Origin of the sequence: Tardiphaga sp. 619_E2_N8_4, from assembly GCF_051810905.1 — a bacterium.
Classification (GTDB): Bacteria; Pseudomonadota; Alphaproteobacteria; order Rhizobiales; family Xanthobacteraceae; genus Tardiphaga; species Tardiphaga robiniae.
Genome location: NZ_JBPWQJ010000001.1, coordinates 412601 through 430347, shown reverse-complemented (window position 1 = coordinate 430347; position 17747 = coordinate 412601). Strand labels below are relative to the sequence as shown.

At 62.1% G+C, this 17747-nt stretch carries 14 protein-coding genes and 1 tRNA gene; 4 read left to right on the top strand and 11 right to left on the bottom strand.

Annotated elements, in window-relative coordinates; all coding sequences use genetic code 11:
• Nucleotides 1-9: 9 nt before the first annotated feature.
• The 9 genes from dapD to rpmH form a co-directional block, all read right to left on the bottom strand.
• Entirely contained in the window at nucleotides 10-855 is an 846-nt protein-coding gene (gene dapD, locus AB8A23_RS02075; protein WP_231078267.1) for a 2,3,4,5-tetrahydropyridine-2,6-dicarboxylate N-succinyltransferase, read from the bottom strand.
• Nucleotides 856-955: 100 nt separating this feature from the next.
• A complete protein-coding gene (locus AB8A23_RS02070) occupies nucleotides 956-1663 on the bottom strand; it encodes a pyrimidine 5'-nucleotidase (protein ID WP_439057033.1) in 708 nt (235 codons plus the stop codon).
• Nucleotides 1664-1686: 23 nt separating this feature from the next.
• Nucleotides 1687-2805, bottom strand: coding sequence for a DUF1036 domain-containing protein (locus AB8A23_RS02065; RefSeq protein WP_439057034.1), 1119 nt, complete (start codon nucleotides 2803-2805; stop codon nucleotides 1687-1689).
• Entirely contained in the window at nucleotides 2805-3701 is an 897-nt protein-coding gene (gene argB / locus AB8A23_RS02060; RefSeq protein WP_068732793.1) for an acetylglutamate kinase, read from the bottom strand. The genes AB8A23_RS02065 and argB overlap by 1 nt, the downstream gene beginning before the upstream one ends.
• A 92-nt stretch (nucleotides 3702-3793) precedes the next feature.
• Nucleotides 3794-4171 (bottom strand): DUF423 domain-containing protein, encoded by a 378-nt coding sequence (locus AB8A23_RS02055; RefSeq protein ID WP_439057035.1) that lies wholly within the window; start codon nucleotides 4169-4171, stop codon nucleotides 3794-3796.
• Nucleotides 4171-4821: a ribosome biogenesis GTP-binding protein YihA/YsxC gene (gene yihA, locus AB8A23_RS02050; protein ID WP_089262794.1), complete on the bottom strand. Its 651-nt coding sequence runs from the start codon at nucleotides 4819-4821 to the stop codon at nucleotides 4171-4173. Before yihA ends, AB8A23_RS02055 begins: the two co-directional genes overlap by 1 nt.
• Before the next feature lie 135 nt (nucleotides 4822-4956).
• Complete coding sequence (yidC, locus tag AB8A23_RS02045; RefSeq protein WP_093759796.1) at nucleotides 4957-6825, bottom strand: membrane protein insertase YidC; 1869 nt, start codon at nucleotides 6823-6825, stop codon at nucleotides 4957-4959.
• A 73-nt stretch (nucleotides 6826-6898) separates the two neighbouring features.
• Nucleotides 6899-7261: a ribonuclease P protein component gene (rnpA, locus tag AB8A23_RS02040; RefSeq protein ID WP_089262790.1), complete on the bottom strand. Its 363-nt coding sequence runs from the start codon at nucleotides 7259-7261 to the stop codon at nucleotides 6899-6901.
• A 24-nt stretch (nucleotides 7262-7285) separates the two neighbouring features.
• A complete protein-coding gene (gene rpmH, locus AB8A23_RS02035; protein WP_011471298.1) occupies nucleotides 7286-7420 on the bottom strand; it encodes a 50S ribosomal protein L34 in 135 nt (44 codons plus the stop codon).
• A 447-nt stretch (nucleotides 7421-7867) separates the two neighbouring features.
• Between rpmH and AB8A23_RS02030 the strand changes: the two genes are divergently transcribed.
• Both AB8A23_RS02030 and AB8A23_RS02025 read left to right on the top strand, forming a co-directional pair.
• Nucleotides 7868-9295 carry an ATP-binding protein gene (locus AB8A23_RS02030; RefSeq protein WP_089263645.1) on the top strand — a complete coding sequence of 476 codons (1428 nt, stop codon included), beginning with the start codon at nucleotides 7868-7870 and terminating at the stop codon, nucleotides 9293-9295.
• Between the two features lie 150 nt (nucleotides 9296-9445).
• Nucleotides 9446-9522, top strand: a tRNA-Arg gene (locus tag AB8A23_RS02025).
• A gap of 453 nt (nucleotides 9523-9975) precedes the next feature.
• On the opposite strand, the gene AB8A23_RS02020 is transcribed toward AB8A23_RS02025, so the two are convergent.
• Together AB8A23_RS02020 and AB8A23_RS02015 are read right to left on the bottom strand one after the other, a co-directional pair.
• A complete protein-coding gene (locus AB8A23_RS02020; RefSeq protein WP_439057036.1) occupies nucleotides 9976-14802 on the bottom strand; it encodes an NAD-glutamate dehydrogenase in 4827 nt (1608 codons plus the stop codon).
• A 435-nt stretch (nucleotides 14803-15237) separates the two neighbouring features.
• Nucleotides 15238-16026 carry an IclR family transcriptional regulator gene (locus AB8A23_RS02015; protein WP_439057037.1) on the bottom strand — a complete coding sequence of 263 codons (789 nt, stop codon included), beginning with the start codon at nucleotides 16024-16026 and terminating at the stop codon, nucleotides 15238-15240.
• A 135-nt stretch (nucleotides 16027-16161) separates the two neighbouring features.
• Between AB8A23_RS02015 and AB8A23_RS02010 the strand changes: the two genes are divergently transcribed.
• Together AB8A23_RS02010 and AB8A23_RS02005 are read left to right on the top strand one after the other, a co-directional pair.
• The gene (locus tag AB8A23_RS02010) at nucleotides 16162-17127 is read left to right on the top strand and encodes a Bug family tripartite tricarboxylate transporter substrate binding protein (RefSeq protein ID WP_439057038.1); all 966 of its coding nucleotides are present in this window, start codon (nucleotides 16162-16164) and stop codon (nucleotides 17125-17127) included.
• Nucleotides 17128-17130: 3 nt separating this feature from the next.
• Nucleotides 17131-17739, top strand: coding sequence for a flavin reductase family protein (locus AB8A23_RS02005; RefSeq protein ID WP_439057039.1), 609 nt, complete (start codon nucleotides 17131-17133; stop codon nucleotides 17737-17739).
• Nucleotides 17740-17747: the final 8 nt, after the last annotated feature.

Below are 17747 nucleotides of genomic sequence, written 5' to 3'. Positions count from 1 at the left end.
AACGACAAATCAGTCGCGCAGCAGTTCGTTGATGCTGGTCTTGGAGCGGGTGCGCTCGTCGACACGCTTCACGATCACGGCGCAGGCGGTGGAGGGGCCGATCTGACCGTTCTTCATCGGCTTGCCGGGCAGGTTGCCGGGGACCAGCACCGCATATTCCGGCACTTCGCCGACGAATACTTCGCCCGTCTCGCGATCGACGATCTTGGTCGATGCGCCCAGGAACACGCCCATGGCCAGCACCGCACCCTTGCGCACGATCACGCCTTCAGCGACTTCCGAGCGGGCGCCGATGAAGCAGTCGTCCTCGATGATCACCGGGCCGGCCTGCAGCGGCTCCAGCACGCCGCCGATGCCGACGCCGCCGGAAATGTGCACGCGCTTGCCGATCTGGGCGCAGGAGCCCACCGTCGACCAGGTGTCGACCATGGAGCTCTCATCGACATAGGCGCCGAGATTGACGAAGGACGGCATCAGCACGACGTTCTTGGCGATGAAGGCCGACTTGCGCACGATAGCGCCCGGTACAGAGCGGAAGCCGGCGTCGCGGAAGCTGTTGTCGCCCCATCCCTCGAACTTCGAGGGCACCTTGTCCCACCAGGCCGCGCCGCCGGGACCACCAGAGATCTGCGCCATGTCATTGAGGCGGAACGACAGCAGCACGGCCTTCTTCAGCCACTGGTTCACGGTCCACTTGCCGTCGTCGGCGCGGACGGCGACGCGGGCCTCGCCCTTGTCGAGCAGGTTCAGCGCCTGATCGACGGCGTCGCGGACTTCACCCTTGGTCGAGGCGTTGACGTTATCGCGCGCGTCGAAGGCGGCATTGATGGTGGATTCGAGGGCGGTCAGCGACATCGCGATTTCCTTGGGCAGATCGTGGGTAAAAGGTGATTTCTTGAAGCTTTTGTCGGGATTTGGCCGGGGAGAGTCAAGACGCGCGGGCGGCCATCCCGCCCTACCGGGCCTTGTTCAGCGCCGCCAGAAACCCGGTCAGATCGTCGGTGACGTGATCGACATGGTCGTCGTCACGGCCTTCCAGCTCCCAGTCCTCGCGGACGACCTCCTTGGCGCCGTCAGGCACGATCAGCACGGTGGTCATGCCGAGTTGGTGCGGCACCACGAGGTTGCGTGACAGGTCCTCGAACATGGCCGCCTTGGAGGGATCGACGCCGTGCAGGCGCAGGAACTTGTCATAGGTCTGCTGAGCCGGCTTCGGCTCCAGATCGGCGGCGATGATGTCGAAGATCGCTTCGAACTGATTGGCGAAGCCGAGGCGCTCCAGTACCGCGCCGGCATGGGCGACCGAGCCGTTGGTCAGGATCAGTTTGCGGCCTGGCAGTTGTGCGATCGCGGCGCCCATCACCGGATTGGGCTCCAGCGGCGAATGATCGATCTCGTGGACGAAAGCCAGAAAGTCGTCGGCGCGGACCCCGTGTTCGGTCATCATGCCGCGCATGGTGGTGCCGTAACGCTTGTAATAGTCCTTCTGAACCTTGAAGGCCGCGTCGGGTGAAATCCTGAGGAAGTTCGCGACGAAGTCGCGGATCTTGCCATCGACCTGCTGCCACAGGTTCACGTGGTGCGGATACAGCGTGTTGTCGAGATCGAACACCCATGTCTCGACATGGTTGAAGGCGCGCGGCGATTTGGTCGGCAGGGTCATTGATTGTCTCTGTTGTCTGGCCGTCACGGTGTCCCAAAGCGCAGCGTCTTGCCGCCGCCGGACATATCGACGATGGCGAAGCCGGCGCTGGTGAGGCCGCGGGTATTGCAGTCACTGTGTTCGCGAATCTCGAATTTGCTCTCGCGTGTGCACAGCATGCGAACGCCGCCCCAGTTCAGCGGCTTGTCGTTGAGCTTAATGGCACGGCCATTGTCGTCGACGGCCTCGGCGAAACTGAGGATCTGGCGGGGTTGGCCGACAATATCCGGTCGCAGGCATTTGCCTGGCTCGATGCGATACCAGCCGCGGCTGACAACGCCCTTGCCATCATCGGTCGCGACTGACGCCATCACCTTGTAGGACGTGTCGTTGCACCAGGTGAGGCCTGTTGCGGAGGGCGCCTGCACGGCGGCGATCATTGTCTCGAAGAAATTCGGCGTTGAAACCACATCGGCAGCAAGACTACGGCTCTTGAGGAAGGACGAGAGCGCGCTCTGGGTCTTGGGCCCATCCACGCCGTCGATGGGCGCGGCGTCGTAACCGGCGATCACCAGCAGGCGCTGGATCGCGGCGAGCTTGGCCTGTTCGTCGTCATATTCGCTGTCTTCCGCGAGATAGGCGACCATATTGCCGTCGTCGGTCTGCGTCGGCTTGATCATCGTGAACGGCACTTGTGACTGTCCGGCACGGCATTGCCGGGCAGCGGCGATGACGAAGTTATCCGGCGCGATACACAGGTTGTCGGTGCCGTTCTGCGCCACGGGTGAGGCGCCGTAGATGCTGAGCGCGCGGGCATGCAGCAGGATGCGGTCGGCCGTCAGCGTGCCCTGTACGACGACACGACACTGTGCGGGATCGATGCGAAACCAGCCGCGCGTCGCGGTGGCGCTCTTGTCGTCGATGCCGATGGCGGCTTCGACGACATAGCTCATCCGGTTGCAGAGTTTGAGATCGGCGCGGGCTTTGCCCGAGACGAATGCCGAGCAGATCAGGGCGACACCGAAAAGGAGTGTTCGTCCGCCCTCCCTCCGCACGTCATGCCCGGGCTTGACCCGGGCATCCACGCCTTTCGCTTTCCACCAGCCAGACGCGAATGGCCGGGACAAGCCCGGCCATGACGACGTGTGGTGTGGTGCGTCCATCACTTGTGAATCAGTGTGCCCGTGCCCTGATTGGTGAAGAGTTCGAGCAGCACGGCATGCGGGGTCTTGCCGTCGATGATGACGACGCCTTCGACGCCCTGTTCTAGCGAATAGATGCAGGTCTCGACCTTCGGAATCATGCCGCCGGAAATCGTGCCGTCGGCGATCAGCTTGCGGGCATCCTTGATCGACAGTTCCGGGATCAGCTTCTTCGACTTGTCGAGCACGCCCGGCACGTCGGTGAGCAGCAGCAGGCGCTTGGCCTTCAACGCGCCTGCGACGGCGCCGGCAAAGGTATCGGCATTGACGTTGAAGGTCTTGCCGTCCTTGCTTGCTGCGAGCGGCGCCAGCACCGGGATCAGCTCATAGCCGATCAGCTGGTTGAGCAGCGTGAGATCGACCTTTTCCGGCTCGCCGACAAAGCCGAGATCGACCACCTTCTCGATGTTCGAATCGGGATCGACCATGGTGCGCGTCGCCTTCGACGCGGTGACCATGTTGCCGTCCTTGCCGCAGAGACCAACGGCCTTGCCGCCGGCTTCGTTGATGTAGCTGACGATCTGTTTGTTGATCGAGCCGGCCAGCACCATCTCGACGATCTCGATGGTCGCCGCGTCGGTGATGCGCAATCCGGCGGCGAATTCCGACTTGATGCCGAGACGCTGCAGCATCTGCGCGATCTGCGGGCCGCCGCCATGCACGACCACCGGATTGATGGCGGTCTGCTCCAGGAGGACGATATCGCGGGCAAATGCGCGGGCCGTATCCTCGGCGCCCATGGCGTGCCCGCCATATTTGATGACGATCGTCTCTTCGTCATATTGCTGCATGTGGGGCAGCGCCTCCGACAGGATGCGGGCCTGGTCGAGAGCACTGATGATGGGCGCGTCGGTCATGAAGCGGATCTCACGGTGAGCAATCTGCGGCGCGTTCTAGCCGATTGATTGCCGCCGCGCAAAGCATCGCTGCTCTGTCCAGTGGCCCGGCGTCAGGTGGAGCGCGGCCAGGCTGCGGATACCGCCAGCGCCAGCCAGCTCAGGATCAGCAGGGTGCCGCCGGTCGGGGCGGCCATTGTGAACAAGCCGTGACCGACATATTGGCGCAGGGTCAGGTCGCCGGCGAAGAGCGCGGCAGCAATGACAAAGCCGAAAGCTGCCGTCAGGCCGATCTGCAGATGGGCGACGCCGCGCTCGATCAAAGCGACGGCGCCGAGAATGGCGGCGGCATGAAACAGCAGCATCGAGGAGGCCGAGGCCAGTCGCGTCGCGTCCGGCTGGTGCGCCGAAGCGGCGGCGAGAATGACGCCGTCGGCGCCCATCACGCCAGCCAGGATGACAAGAATGCGAAACAGGCTAAAGCGGGTCATCAGTTGCGCTCGTTCAACAGGCGGACCATTGCAGCCCGCAATTCGGCCATGCCGTCGCCGGTGCGCGACGATGTAACCAGCACGTCCGGAAAGGCTGCCGGATGAGTCCGCAACTCGGTGCGGACCTCTTCGAGGGTCTTTTCGAGTTCGCTCTTCTTCACCTGATCAGCCTTGGTCAGCACGATCTGGTAGCTGACCGCAGAGCGATCGAGGGACTTGAGCACGTCGAGATCGACATCCTTCAGGCCATGCCGGGAGTCGATCAGGACGTAGACGCGCGCGAGGCTCGCCCGGCCCTGGAGGAAATTGTAGATCAGCTTGGTCCAGGACGCGATCTTGACCTTCGGCGCCGAGGCATAGCCGTAGCCGGGCATGTCGACGAGCCGGAAGTCGGAGCCATCAGGACCTTCGAAGAAGATCAGCTCCTGCGTGCGGCCTGGCGTATGCGAGGTCCGCGCCAGCGCGTTGCGGCCGGTCAGGGAGTTGATCAGGCTGGATTTGCCGACATTGGAGCGGCCGGCAAAGGCCACTTCCATTCCTGCCATCGGCGGCAGCGTCTCGATCGAGGGCGAGGCCCAGATGAACGTCCATTCGCCTGCAAACAGCAGGCGGCCCTGTTCGATCAGCTTCGCATCGGTGTCAGTGGTCATGCGAAGTGGCTTTCTGTGTTGCTCCGGCCCTCATGGTGAGGAGGCGCGCAAGCGCCGTCTCGAACCATGAGCGCCCCGCCCTCGTCCTTCGAGACGCGGCCAAGTGGCCGCTCCTCAGGATGAGGGCTCCAAGGGTTACGTCTTCTTTTCAGCCGGCTTCTTCGCAAAGGTCGACTTCACGTTGTCGAACAGTTCGACCTTCACGCCGTTGCGATTCATGATGTAGGCCTGCTGCAGCACCGAGAGGGTGTTGTTCCATGCCCAGTAGATCACGAGGCCGGCCGGGAAGCCGGCGAGCATGAAGGTGAAGATCAGCGGCATCCAGTCGAAGATCATCTTCTGCGTCGGATCCGGCGGCGTCGGATTCAGCTTCATCTGGAACCACATCGTGATTCCCATGATGATCGGCCAGATGCCGAGCGCGAGGTAGTGACCGAACACCGGAATCGTCGTCGGATCGAAGGGGATCAGGCCGAACAGATTGAAGAGATTGGTCGGATCATGCGCCGACAGATCCTTGATCCAGCCGAAGAACGGCGCGTGGCGCATTTCGATGGTGACGAACAGCACCTTGTAGAGCGAGAAGAACACCGGGATCTGCAACATGACGGGAAGACAACCGGCGATCGGGTTGATCTTCTCCTTCTTGTAGATCTCCATCATCTCCTGCTGCTGCTTCATCTTGTCGTCAGGGAAGCGCTCCTTGAGTGCCGCCAGCTGCGGCTGCACGGCCTTCATCTTCGCCATCGAGGCGTAGGACTTGCTGGCCAGCGGGAAGAAGATGATCTTCACCAGCACCGTCACCAGCAAAATAGCGATGCCGAAATTGCCGAACAGGTGGAAAAACCAGTCGAGCGCCAGGAACATCGGCTTGGTGATGAAGTAGAACCAGCCCCAGTCGATCAGAAGGTCGAAGTGGTTGAGGCCGAGCGCTTGATTATAGCCGCCGAGGCCGACAGCCAGCGGGAAGTTGATGCCGACAGTGGCAGCTTCCTTGGCGCCGGCGAACAGGCGGGCATTGGCCGTGCCGGTGCCGCCGATGGCGATGGTCTGCGCGTCCTGCAGATAATCGGTCTGGTAGGTCCGCTGGGTGCCGGTCAGGTTCGACGAGAAACGGGCCTGCAGCTGCGCATTGGTGTCGGGCAGAAGCGCCGAAGCCCAGTATTTGTCGGTGATGCCGAGCCAGGCATTGGTGACCTTGAAATTCACCGCCTTGGCTTCGTCGATCTTCTTGTAACCGTATTCCTGCAGGCCCTGGTCGCCGAGATAGCCGACGAGGCCTTCATGCAGGATGTAATAGCCTTCGACATGCGGCGTGCCGTGGCGCGAGATCAGCGCGAAGGGATACAGCGTCACCGGCGCGTTGCCGATATTGCTGACGTCATCCTTGACCGAGAACAGGTAGCGGTCGTCGATCGAGATGGTGCGGGTGAAAGTCAGGCCGTCGCCGTTGTTGTACTTGAGCACGACAGGCGTGGTTGGCGTCAGGGCGTTGGAGCCTTCCTGCTGCCACTGGGTGTTCTGGTCGGGAATCTTGGTGTTCGCACCGGCGGCGGCGACCCAGCCGAACTCGGCATAATAAGGCGCGGCAGTGCCGGAGGGGGAGAACAGCACGATCGCCGGCGACTTCGGATCCACGGTGTCGCGGAACTTGGTCAGCGAGATATCGTCGAGGCGCGCGCCCTTCAGCGCGATGCTGCCGGAGATGCGCGGCGTGTCGATCTTGACGCGCTGCGACGCGGCAATGGCACTATCGCGGCTGACGATCGGAGCGTTGGCCGGCGCCACATTCGTGGGTGCGCCGCCTGCGGCGGTGGAATTCGCGGTCGGCGTCGTGCTGCCGGGCGTGGCGTTTGGCTGTGCGGTCGGGTTGGCGAGCTGGGTCTGCGTCGCGGTCTGTGCGCGCTGCTTCTCCATCTGCGGGATGTTGTAGAAATATTGCCAGCCGATCAGCACCAGGCCGGACAAAATGACGGCAATGATGGTGTTGCGATTGTCGGTCATCGTTCAGGTCTCGTCATTCAAATGCGGGTGCGGCTCTCGCTTCCGGCTGCGCGCTTGTCGCAGGCTGAAAGCGTCAGGTCACGCTGGTTTTAGAAGATTGCGTCTTAGAAGATTGCCGATCGAGGCGGTGCAGCGCCGAGCGGAGGTCGTCGAGCATCATCGTGAAATCGCGTTGGAGCGCGACACGACGGCCGACTAGCACATAATCGCTGTGGGGTCGCATGGATAAGACATCGACGCGCTTCACCAGTTCGCGAAGCCTGCGCCGGATACGGTTCCGCTCGGTGGCGGTTCCGTTTTTTTTGGTCACGGTAAAGCCGACCCTGATCGGGCCGTCGTCGTCACGTCGCCGGGTTTGCATCACAAAGGCAGGGCTGTTCACCCGCGGCCCATTGGCAGCGGCGAGAAAGTCCGCCCGCTGCCGTAACCGGTCCATGATGAACTCTCGGAAGAGATCCGATCAGGCGCTGAGGCGCTTGCGGCCACGTGCGCGGCGCGCAGCCAGAACCTTGCGGCCGCCAACGGTCGCCAAGCGAGCGCGGAAGCCGTGACGGCGCTTGCGCACCAATTTGCTGGGTTGATAAGTCCGCTTCACGGGTCGTTCTCCGCTGACCGGGCAATTCGCCGAGTAATTTGAGGTAAGTCCTAAAATGTTGGCTCAACGAGCCATTTCCGGCCCAAAGACGAGCCGCACCCGATCCAAAACCGGGTCATCGCGGACAGTTGGCGGGCTTATACGGGAGCGTCCTGTTTTCGTCAATGTTGCCCTGTAGCGGTGTTCTGATCCGCCAAATTCTTGGAACCATGGGATTAATCCCAATTTCCCGGTGTTTTCAGGTTGTTGGCGGTTGTGAAATTGCTCTATGGCTTAAGCGTGTTCGCTGAGCGGACAAATTTAAGAACTGGTCGCAAACATCATCGTAACAAATCGTCGTTGGACCCGTATCTCTCGATAGTTCAGCGTCAGACCGTGAGATCAGAGGCCAATATTGTGTCTTCGGCCGGCGAAAAGCCCATCGAGCCCGCGTTCAGGCTCGGCCCCATGCGACGGCTGGGGCTGTCGGGCAAGCTGTTGCTGCTCACCATTCCGCTGGTGCTGATTGCCGAAATTCTCATTTATGTGCCCTCGATCGCCAATTTCCGGATCAACAGGCTGAACGACAGGCTGGCCGCGGCCAATACGGCAGCACTGGTGCTGGATGCCGCGCCGCTCGGCATGGTCCCGGAATCGCTGTCGCGACAAATCCTGAGCAGCATCGGCGCACGTGCGGTGGCCATCAAGATGGGCCAGCAGCGCCGTCTGCTCGCCAGCGCGGATCTTCCGTCGCAGATCGACCATGACATCGATATGCGGTCGATGACGGTGTGGTCGGCGATTGTCGATGCGTTCGAAGTCATGCTGGAAACTGGCGATCAGACAATGCGCATCATCGGGCCGGCGCCCGGCGGGGCGCAATTCATTGAAGTAGTGGTCGATGAATTGCCGCTGCGGCAGGCGATGTATCGTTTCTCCAGCAATCTATTGTGGGTGTCGCTCGGACTGGCGATTCTCTCTGCCGGGCTGGTCTATCTGGCGCTGCATTATCTGTTCGTGCGGCCGATGCGGAATTTGACGGCCAATCTCGTCGCTTTCCATGAAAACCCCGAGAGCTCGGCGCGGATCATCGTGCCGAGCCAGCGCGCCGACGAAATCGGCGTGGCGGAGCGCGAATTGTCCGACATGCAGCGCGATCTCGTTTCGATGCTGCATCAGAAGAGTCGTCTCGCTGCGCTCGGCCTCGCGGTCTCGAAGATCAATCATGACCTGCGCAACCTGCTTGCGTCGTCACAATTGCTGTCGGATCAGCTCGCCAGCGTGCCCGATCCGCGCGTGCAGCGCTTCGCGCCGAAGCTGATGCGCTCGCTGGAGCGCGCCATCGCCTTCTGCCAGTCGACACTCTCTTATGGTCGCGCGCAGGAAGCTGCCCCCGATCGCAAGATGATTCTCGTTGAGCCGGTGGTCAACGAAGTCCGCGAATCGGCCGGGCTTGCGACCGACGTGTCGATCGGCTGGGTCAACGCCATCGAGCGCGGGCTGATGATTGATGCCGATCCCGACCAGTTATTTCGCATTTTGCTCAATCTGGTCCGCAATGCGGCCCAGGCGCTGGAAGGGCAGCCACAGAGCGACGTCGCCCCGCAGCAGATCCGCATCACCGGCCGCCGCGAAGGCGCTGTCACCATTCTCGAAGTGTCCGACACCGGCCCCGGCGTCCCGCAGCGGGCACGCGACCACCTGTTTGAAGCCTTTCAGGGCTCGTCTCGCCCCGGCGGTAGCGGGCTGGGCCTCGCGATTGCGGCCGAACTGGTCCGCGCCCATGACGGCGATATTCACCTTGTGGAAGGCACTTTGGGCGCCACCTTCCGGATCAGCCTTCCCGACCGGCCGGTGGAACTGCACAGCATCCGTAACGAACGCGCGCGGGCCTGAGCCGTCTTTTCCGGGTATGTCACGGGAGTGAAATAAGCGGCTCAGGGCGCTTGCCAAGCCGGGCTCGACCCGGTAGCTATGGCCCGCTTTCGCAAACATCGTTTCCGAAACGCATCCGGTGCTGGCGGCTTTGGCCCCACATCGCGGCACGCGCCCGTAGCTCAGCTGGATAGAGCACGTGACTACGAATCACGGGGTCAGAGGTTCGAATCCTTTCGGGCGCGCCATTTCCGCTTCATTGTGATGCGCCAATCATCGTCGCCATTGCTGCGCTTCTCGTAGCTTACGGGATCCTTGCCACAACGTCGGGCCGGTTTTTCTCGAGCCAGGCTACGGCCTCGGGTCCATCGACGACGCACTCGAAGGTTTCCCAGGTGGGGTCCTCCAGGGATTCCGGTTGCAGTCGCTTCGCTGCATACTCAACGAGGTCGTGCAAGCGTTCGTATCCTCGTCGGCTCTCGAGGGAATCTGCAATCGCTGTGCTGGCCCATCCGCGTTGGGCCAAATCGATAATGCTCGGAGCGTTAGCCTCGCTGAACCAGGGTGTGGCATCGAACTCGATGCAGCGGACATTATCAGCGGTATGGCAAGTAGCGTGGATCATTGGGGTCCTCCGTTCGCTGGCTAACAACCTGCGCTAGCATTGCTCTTTAGAGTTTCACATCGCTGCCCCGCACGCCTCAGCCTTTGACCAAGTCCCCCAGCAGGTTTGCCGCCACCATCAGCTTGGCGAGCGTCAGGCCGCCAGCAGCAATCTCCTCGACTGCGCGGCGGATGCGCGTCGCCTCGGGATGAGCTGCAAGCCAGGTCTCCGCAGCCTGCTGGCCGGATTGGCCGGTTGCCAGCATATCCGCAGCGAGGCCTCTTTCGGCAGCCGCGATCAGGTCGACGGCGCGGTCGATGGCGAGGCGTTCGAAACGATCGCTGGCGGGCACGCTGCGCGCGGCAGCGATGATGCGGTCGAGACGGAAATTGGCCTCGGCGGCAAAGAACGTCGCGGTGGCATCGCCGATGCTGCGGCCGGTGCGCTCGGCGACCGTCACGATGTCCGGCGCCGAGACCAGGGTGTCGAGATCGGCCAGTTCGCCGGCGAGGCCGGACGGGACGCCGGCATCGGTCAGCTCCTGTCGGCGCTTGCCGCGCGCGGCCTGCAAGTCCGGTGGCAGGGTGTTGTCGAGAGAGGCGCTGATCTCGCGGATACCCGGGCCGAAACGTGCGATCACCGCCTCGAGGCCATCCTTGAAATCAATATTGCGCACGTACCAGACCATGCGGGAAAGCAGAAGGTCCTGGACCGCCTCATAGAGGGACAATTGCAACTGCCCTTCGATGCAGGCGTCGAGCGTATCGATCGCATCATTTAGCCACTTGAGCCCGTAGGATTCATCCACCGCCACATAGGCCATGACGATGGTGGGGATATCGGCATCGGTTTCGTCGATCAGGCGCACGATACACGCCGGGCCGCCGCGGTTGATGACCGTATTGACGAGGCTGGTCGCGATGATTTCGCGTCGGAGGCGATGGCACTCTACCGCTGTCGGGAACCTGTCCTGAACCTGGCCTGGAAAATACCCGGAGAGCTCGCGGGCGAGATAAGGATCGTCCGGCACGCTGGTGCCGAGCAGGTCGTCGTAGAGCGTCAGTTTGGCGTAGGCGAGCAACACGGCAAGTTCAGGCCGCGTCAGGGACTGCCCGCGTCGTGTGCGCTCGGTGATCGCGGCGTCGTCGGGCAGGAATTCGACTGCGCGGCTGAGCAGGCGGCGCTGCTCGAGCGACTGCATCAGGCGAGTGAGAAAGCCGGTTTCGGCCACGCCCTTGCGTTCAGCGAGCGAGAGCGCGAGCGTCTGCAGATAGTTGTTGCGCAGGACCAGCGCACCGACATCGTCGGTCATCGCGGCAAGCAGGGTGTTACGGTCAGCCGGGCTGAGGCGTCCCTCGCGCTCGGGGCGGGCCAATGCGATCTTGATATTGACCTCGACGTCGGACGTATTCACACCGGCCGAATTGTCGATCGCGTCGGTGTTGAGCTTGACGCCCGTCTGCGCCGCTTCGATACGGCCGCGCTGAGTGACGCCGAGATTGGCGCCTTCGCCGATCACCCTGGCGCGAACGTCGGTCCCGGTGATGCGGATCGGATCATTGGCGCGGTCGCCGGCCTGATCGTCGCTCTCCACCGACGCCCGGATATAGGTGCCGATGCCGCCAAACCACAGTAGGTCTGCGCGCGTCTTCAGGATCGCCGTCATCACCTCGAAGGGCGTCGCCTGCGGCTTGTCGAGATCGAGCAAGGTGCGCACTTCCGGTGCGAGCGGAATCGCCTTGAGGGAGCGCGAGAACACGCCGCCGCCTTGCGAGATCAGTGATTTGTTGTAGTCCTGCCAGCTCGATCGCGGCATGTCGAACATGCGCTTGCGTTCGGCGTAGCTGATCGCCGGATCGGGAGAGGGATCGATGAAGATGTCGCGGTGATCGAACGCCGCAACCAATTTCGTCGCGGGCGAGAGCAGCATGCCATTGCCGAAGACGTCGCCGGACATGTCGCCGACGCCAACTACAGTGAAAGGCATGGTCTGAATGTCGGTGCCGAGCTCGCGGAAGTGGCGTTTGACCGCCTCCCAGGCGCCTCGCGCCGTAATCCCCATCTTCTTGTGGTCGTAGCCCTGGCTGCCGCCGGAGGCGAAGGCATCGCCGAGCCAATGGTTCTTCTCGGCTGAAATCGCGTTGGCGATGTCGGAGAAGGTGGCGGTGCCCTTGTCGGCGGCGACGACCAGATAAGGATCGTCGCCATCATGCCGCAAGGTCGAGTCGGGCGGGAGGAGGTCGTCGCCGTCGAGATTGTCGGTGAGTTCGAGCAGCGAGCGAACGAAGATGCGATAGGCTTCGGTGCCTTCCGCGAGCCACGCGTCGCGGCTGGAGGGCGGCGGCAGGCGCTTGGGCACGAAGCCGCCTTTGGCGCCGACCGGCACGATCACGGCGTTCTTGACCTGCTGGGCTTTGACCAGGCCAAGGATCTCGGTGCGGAAATCCTGCGGCCGATCGGACCACCGCAGTCCGCCGCGCGCAACCTTGCCGAAGCGCAGGTGAATGCCTTCGACGCGGGGGGAATAGACGAAAATCTCGTAGAGCGGTCGTGGAGCCGGCAGGTCCTCGATTCCGCGCGCGTCGAACTTGAAGGAGATCACCGGACGCGGATGTCCGTCCTCGCCGACCTGCCACAAATTGGTGCGGATGGTGGACTGCACCAGATTGGTGAAACGGCGGAGGATGCGGTCTTCGTCGAGCGATGCGACGGATTTGAGCTGCTCCTCGATATCGGCAAGGAGGGCAGTCTCCCGGGCCGAGCGCTCGGAATCAGTAAGGGTGAGGCGTGGATCGAGGCGGGCCTGGAACAGCGCGACGAGGTTGGCGGTGATCGCTGCGTTCTTGCGCAGAGTCTCCCACATATAATCCTGGCTGAACGGCGCGCGGATCTGGTGCAAATAGCGGGACAGCGCCCGGATGGTCGAGACTTCGCGCCAGCCCAGGGCCGTACGCAGGATCAGCCCGTTATATCCGTCGGATTCGGCTCGATCACCGACCACCGCCATGATCGAGGCTTCGAGCCGATGGCTGAATTCCCGGTTGATCTCGATCGGCTGGCCGTCGCTGGTCTCGATCGTCATGTCGTGCAGCCACACCGGCTCAGGCCTGGCACCGGGCACGATCTGATAGGTACGTTCATCGACGACGCGCAGGCCGTGATTTTCGATCACCGGCACGCGATAGGACAGCGACAGCGGCGCGGCATCCGAGAACACCTTCAGGCCGAAGCGTTTGGGATCGTCCTCGCCCTCGAAGCGATGAACCGAAATCGTCACCGGGCGGGTTGGCGTGAGCCTTTCGATGGTGGCGATATCGGCTATCGCCTGTTCCGCCGTGGAAACCTCGGTATAGCCGCCGGTAAAGGCCTGGGCATAGCGATTGGTGAGCATGCGGGCCCGCATGCCATCGGTAGACGCAGTCAGCGCGGCCTTCAGCTTGTCGGCCCAGGTCGCGGCAATGGCGCTGATCCCGGCTTCCAGCGTGGCGCGCTCGACGGCAGGAGTCTTACCTTCATAGCGTCCGATGATGTAGTGAACGCGCGTCAATGCTCCTTCGGGGAAAGACACGTAGGAGGCGGCCTGCATCCCTTTGTAGATCTGCGACAGGAAGGCGCCGACGCGCATGCGCACATCAGTGTCGTATTTGTCGCGCGGAATGAAGACGAGGATGGAGACGAAGCGATCGAACTTGTCGACCCGAGCGAGCGCCCGGACGCGGGGGCGCTCATAGAGGATCAGGATCTCCATGACGAAATTGAACAGGGTGTCGACGTCGACCTGGAATAGTTCGTCTCGCGGATATTCCTCGAGGATGTGCATTAGCGCCTTGCCCGAATGGCTGTTCGGATCGAAGCCGGCGCGCTGGAGCACCCGCGATATCTTGTGGCGAACATAGGGGATCTGTCGTGCCGAGCGGGTATAGGCGCCTGAGGTGAACAGGCCGACGACTCGTAGTTCACCCTCGAGCCGGCCGTCGGGCGCATAGAGCTTGATGCCGATATAATCCATCCGGATGCGGCGATGAACGCGGCTACTCACATTGGCCTTGATGACGATGAGTAGGGTCGGCTCGCGCATGAACTCGCGAATTTCCGACGTCATCACCACCATTTCGTTGCCGCGGCGCAGGACCTTTACATCGGGGTCACGGAGGATGCCGAGGCCCTCAGCGGTCGTGATGTCGTCCGACGCATCGCTGTCGGGCGAGAAGCGATACTCGCGCACGCCGAGAAAGGTGAAATTGTCCGCGCACAGCCATTGCAGGAACTGGTTGGCCTCGGCGACCTCGTCGATCGGCAGCGGCGGTGGATTGGAAGAGAAAGTCTTGATCGCGTTCTCGACGCGGTCGCGCATGACGCGCCAGTCCGCGACGCTGGCGCGCACGTCGCTTAACGTCCTGGTGAGGCCGTCAATCAGCCTCTCGCGGTCAGCGTCGGCGTCGAGGCGGGTGACGTGGAGGTGAATCAGGCTCTCGCGCGCGCCCTTTGCCCCTTCCGGCAGTGCTTCACCGTGGAAGTGCAGGAGCTTGCCTTGGTCATCGCGCTCCACCGCGATGATGGGGTGAGCGACGAGGGTGACTTCGATGCCCTGCTCGGCGAGCTCCGCCATGATGGAATCGAACAGGAAAGGCATATCGTCGTTGAGAATTTCGAGCACGGACATCTCGCGTCCGTCCGGCATCATCGGATTGACGACGCGGATATCGGCACGACCCGCCGTGCGTCGCTGTACATGCTCCCAGGCTTGCTCCGCCAGGAAGGCAAGCGAGGAGGCATCGTAACTGGCGAGGTCCTCGGCATTGGTGTAGCCGAACATAAGCTCGGCAAAGGTTCGGGGAGCCTTGCCCGGCTGCACGCTTCCCGCCGCGTCGCGGATCAGAGTTGCCCGGGCCTTGTCGTCACGCCACGCCATAGCGTCCTCCACGTCCCAGCCAACTCACCGCAATTACGGTCGGCCGTTGTTTTTGGAGTGCATCTCTTCGTGCGCCATCGTTTCCCGACCGCGTTTCAATCGCACAGGTGAAATCTTCGGTCGTGCGGTCTTGACTATGTTAGCACCCCGGAGCGGCCGTGGCGCGCGGAGTTGTGAGGTGTGTCTTGAGGCCGGAATCGATGCGACGAGCCTCGCGCCATGAGGTGTCTTATAAAATCACAAGCAATTTCAACAATATATGAGTTCGTGGTTGTGTTCCGAATGGCGCGCCATTTTGCGCGGGCAATGGGAGGGGGCGCAGTTTTATCCCGAATGGACCGCCAGACTTTTCCGTTCAGATTAGAACAGCTCGCCGTCGATTGGCTGCTCAATCGCTGCATATGTCGCAAGCGAACCTTTGCCTTGGATTGGGCGACGCGTGCTTGCTTATCGGATTTTCTGCTCGACCTCGTAAGCTGCCTTCAAAAGCGTTTCGACAACTTCCTGCTCGCGTCGCGGGCCGAGCCGTGTTCGGACGGCCGATATGGTGAGGGCCGCCGCCGGATCGCCATCGGCTGTCTTGATCCAGGTCGAAATCGATTTCGTGCCCTGGACCAATCCGACTTCGCGCACGCCATAGCCCCTGCGCCGGGCGTCGGCGATCTCTGACAACACAGTCTGCCGATCGGTCCGATATCCCGCAAATCGAGGCTCATTCGTCATAGCGATCCGGCGTGATTCTTGAGCCGGTAACGCGGCCAGGATGGCAACGCCTGCGCTGCTGACGCCCAGCGGCCGCCGCGCACCCACGGCGATCGAGAGTACCTGAATCGGATATGAGCCAATTCTTCTATCCACGCATAAAGTGTCGTTGCCGGTGCGCACCGTTAGAAACAGTGTATCACCGACCTGTTGCGACGTTTCGCGCAAAATGTCGTCCGCCGCTGCGAGCAATGGCGAGCGCGATGGGCGAGCGAGTGCCAATTCAGGGACCTGCGTGCCGATTGCATAGCGACCCGAGCGCTCGTGGCGCTCGACGAGGCCCTCCTCCATCAGGACATGGAGGATCCGGTGTACGGTAGGGCGCGATAGGCGCGTCGCTTGGACGACTTCTTTCAACGGCAATCCGCTCTCACCGCCCGCTGCAAGCACGCGAAGGAGGAAGAGCGCGCGCCGGATCGCCTGCGCGCCTTGTCGCGGCTCCGGATCGAGTGTTGTTGGCAATCCATTGTCCATAATGTGGACAATAACCGCACATTGGCATCGACAAGTAAAGCGGGTGAACCAATGGTCCGCCGTAAGAGCGCTGGTCCCAATCGGCGTCGAACATACGGTTAGCGGCGTGAAAGCCGCATCTGGCGGGAGGAAATGATGAGGTCGCTATGGATCGCTGCAGCCATTGTTGCGACGCTGGTTAATGGCGCGGCGACGGCTCAGGAATGGCCCACGCGCATTGTCAAACTGATCGTGCCCTATCCGGCCGGCGGCAATGTCGATAGCGCGGCGCGCATCGTCGCGGATCGGCTGCAAGAGAAATTGGGCCAGCCCTTCGTGATCGAAAACAAGTCGGGCGCTGGCGGCATGATCGCCGGGGAAGCGCTGGCGAAAGCGCCGAATGATGGCTACACGCTCATGGTCGGCGCCAATGGTCCGGTTCTCTTCGCTCCCGAAATCAACAAGCGCGACGCCTACAACTGGAAGCGCGACTTCCTGCCGATCTCGAGCATCTCGATGACGCCGCTGGTGCTCGAGGTTCATCCTTCCGTGAAGGCTACGTCGTTCGCCGAATTGCTCGAAGTCGCGAAGCGCGATCCGGGCAAGCTGACCATGGCCTCTCCGGGGCCGGGCACCACCAATCACCTGCTTAGCGAACTCATGCAGTCCAAGCTCGAGATTCGTTGGGTGACGGCGCATTATCGCGGCAACGCGCCCGCGACCAATGACCTTCTCGGCGGACAGGTTCAGTTCGCATTCGATCAACTGTCGGTCAGCCTTCAATATATCAAGAGTGGAATGGTGCGCGCCTTGGCGGTCACGAGCCCACATCGACTGAAGACGCTTCCGGAGGTGCCCACTTTCGCTGAGCTCGGCTATCCGGATTTCGACGGCCAGACCTTCACGGGGCTGTTTGCCCCGGCGGGCACCCCCGCTCCCATCGCCGATAAATTGAACAAAGTGCTGGTTGAGATACTCAAAGAGCCAGGCGTGATCGACAAGTTCGAAAAGCTTGGCGCCGAAGCGCTCCCGATGACGCCAGGTGAGTTCAGAGCCTATCTCGATCGCGAGGACGCCAAGTGGATTCCGGTCGTGCGCAAGGCCAACGTAAAGGCGGATTGACGAATGAAGATCGATCCCGCTGAACTTGGTGCCGAAAAGGCTTATCGTCTGCTCACCGGCATCGTCGTCCCGCGACCGATCGCATGGGTGACCAGCCTGTCGCAGGCAGGTACCGTCAACCTTGCGCCGTTCAGTGCCTTCACCTTCGTCTCGCCCAAGCCGCCGATGCTGGCAATTAGCGTCGGCCGCAAATCAGGCGTCTACAAAGACACGGCGCGCAACATCCTGGATCGCGAAGAATACGTCATTCACATCGCGGATTCGCCGTTGATGTCGGCGGTTCACGAAAGCTCCGCGGAACATCCGCCGGAGGTGAGCGAGGTCGAAGTCCTCGGTCTCAAGACGACTCCCAGCGACCATATCGGGGTGCCGCGGCTGACGGCGGCGCCTATTGCGATGGAATGCCGATTTCGGCAATGCCTCGAATTCGGCGATACCCGCAGCCGGTTGATCGTCGGCGAAGTGGTCGCATTTCACATCAAGGACGATCTGCTCGCCAACGGCAAGATCGAAACCGAGAGCCTCGATCCGATCGCCCGCATTGCCGGTCCGCGTTACGCGCGGCTAGGCGAGATCTTCACGTTGAAGTCCGTATTCCAGACATCGAAGTAATTGGAAGA

Bases quoted from the DNA above. Each gene is read 5' to 3' on its own strand.
- dapD (WP_231078267.1), bottom strand. From the start codon at position 855: ATGTCGCTGACCGCCCTCGAATCCACCATCAATGCCGCCTTCGACGCG.
- AB8A23_RS02070 (WP_439057033.1), bottom strand. From the start codon at position 1,663: ATGACCCTGCCGACCAAATCGCCGCGCGCCTTCAACCATGTCGAGACA.
- AB8A23_RS02065 (WP_439057034.1), bottom strand. From the start codon at position 2,805: ATGGACGCACCACACCACACGTCGTCATGGCCGGGCTTGTCCCGGCCA.
- argB (WP_068732793.1), bottom strand. From the start codon at position 3,701: ATGACCGACGCGCCCATCATCAGTGCTCTCGACCAGGCCCGCATCCTG.
- AB8A23_RS02055 (WP_439057035.1), bottom strand. From the start codon at position 4,171: ATGACCCGCTTTAGCCTGTTTCGCATTCTTGTCATCCTGGCTGGCGTG.
- yihA (WP_089262794.1), bottom strand. From the start codon at position 4,821: ATGACCACTGACACCGATGCGAAGCTGATCGAACAGGGCCGCCTGCTG.
- yidC (WP_093759796.1), bottom strand. From the start codon at position 6,825: ATGACCGACAATCGCAACACCATCATTGCCGTCATTTTGTCCGGCCTG.
- rnpA (WP_089262790.1), bottom strand. From the start codon at position 7,261: ATGGACCGGTTACGGCAGCGGGCGGACTTTCTCGCCGCTGCCAATGGG.
- AB8A23_RS02030 (WP_089263645.1), top strand. From the start codon at position 7,868: ATGCGACGGCTGGGGCTGTCGGGCAAGCTGTTGCTGCTCACCATTCCG.
- AB8A23_RS02015 (WP_439057037.1), bottom strand. From the start codon at position 16,026: ATGGACAATGGATTGCCAACAACACTCGATCCGGAGCCGCGACAAGGC.
- AB8A23_RS02010 (WP_439057038.1), top strand. From the start codon at position 16,162: ATGAGGTCGCTATGGATCGCTGCAGCCATTGTTGCGACGCTGGTTAAT.
- AB8A23_RS02005 (WP_439057039.1), top strand. From the start codon at position 17,131: ATGAAGATCGATCCCGCTGAACTTGGTGCCGAAAAGGCTTATCGTCTG.